The organism is Niallia sp. CD-39 (assembly GCF_059874745.1).
Window position 1 is genome coordinate 1 of record NZ_JCBCPS010000013.1, and the last position, 1,721, is coordinate 1,721.

The 1,721-nt window shown below is 58.9% G+C and carries 1 protein-coding gene; it reads right to left on the reverse strand.

The annotated features are described in order from the left end of the window. Nucleotides 1-1,721 (reverse strand): collagen-like domain-containing protein (locus tag AC6F34_RS16260; RefSeq protein ID WP_500774039.1); only part of this gene is annotated, 1,721 nt, incomplete at both ends.

Here is a 1,721-nt window from a genome sequence, read left to right on the forward strand (position 1 = left end):
CCTGTTGGACCGGTTACTCCTTGAATTCCTGTCGCTCCCGTTGGACCCGTTATACCTTGTATTCCCGTCGCTCCCGTCGGGCCGGTCACTCCTTGGATTCCCGTTGCTCCTGTTGGACCGGTTACTCCTTGAATTCCTGTCGCTCCCGTTGGACCCGTTATACCTTGTATTCCCGTCGCTCCCGTTGGGCCCGTTTCACCCTGTATTCCGGTCGCTCCTGTTGGGCCGGTTACTCCTTGAATTCCCGTTGCTCCGGTTGGGCCCGTTACACCCTGTATTCCCGTCGCACCGGTTGGACCCGTTACTCCTTGTAGTCCCGTCGCACCGGTTGGACCTGTTTCACCCTGAACTCCCGTTGCTCCTGTTGGACCGGTCACTCCTTGGATTCCCGTTGCTCCTGTTGGGCCCGTTACACCCTGTATTCCCGTCGCTCCGGTTGGACCGGTTACTCCTTGAATCCCTGTCGCTCCAGTCGGGCCCGTTACTCCTTGGATTCCAGTGGCTCCGGTTGAACCCGTTACTCCTTGTAGTCCCGTCGCACCGGTTGGACCCGTTACTCCTTGAACTCCTGTCGCTCCGGTTGGACCTGTTATACCCTGTATTCCGGTCGCTCCCGTTGGACCTGTTTCACCCTGTATTCCGGTCGCTCCCGTTGGACCTGTTACACCCTGAACTCCTGTCGCACCGGTTGGACCGGTTACACCCTGTATTCCCGTCGCTCCGGTTGGACCGGTTACTCCTTGTATTCCTGTCGCTCCCGTTGGACCCGTTACTCCTTGTATTCCTGTCGCTCCCGTTGGACCCGTTACTCCTTGAACTCCTGTCGCTCCCGTTGGACCCGTTACTCCTTGTATTCCTGTCGCACCGGTTGGACCCGTTACTCCTTGAACTCCTGTCGCTCCGGTTGGACCCGCTTCACCCTGTATTCCTGTCGCTCCTGTTGGGCCGGTTAATCCTTGGATTCCCGTTGCTCCAGTCGGGCCCGTTACTCCTTGGATTCCAGTGGCTCCGGTTGGACCCGTTACTCCTTGGATTCCTGTAGCTCCGGTTGGACCCGTTACTCCTCGTAGTCCCGCCGCACCGGTTGGACCCGTTACTCCTTGTAGTCCTGTCGCACCGGTTGGACCTGTTTCACCCTGAACTCCTGTTGCTCCTGTTGGACCCGTTACTCCTTGTAGTCCCGTCGCACCGGTTGGACCCGTTACTCCTTGTAGTCCCGTCGCACCGGTTGGACCCGTTACTCCTTGTAGTCCCGTCGCACCGGTTGGACCCGTTACTCCTTGTAGTCCCGTCGCACCGGTTGGACCCGTTACTCCTTGTAGTCCCGTCGCACCGGTTGGACCCGTTACTCCTTGTAGTCCCGTCGCACCGGTTGGACCTGTTTCACCCTGAACTCCCATTGCTCCTGTTGGACCGGTCACTCCTTGGATTCCCGTTGCTCCTGTTGGGCCCGTTACACCCTGTATTCCCGTCGCTCCGGTTGGACCGGTTACTCCTTGAATCCCTGTCGCTCCAGTCGGGCCCGTTACTCCTTGTATTCCAGTCGCTCCCGTCGGGCCGGTTACTCCTTGGATTCCTGTCGCTCCCGTTGGACCCGTTATACCCTGTATTCCCGTCGCTCCCGTTGGACCCGTTACTCCTTGGATTCCAGTCGCTCCCGTCGGGCCGGTTACTCCTTGGATTCCAGTCGCTCCCGTTGGACCCGTTATACCCTGTATTCC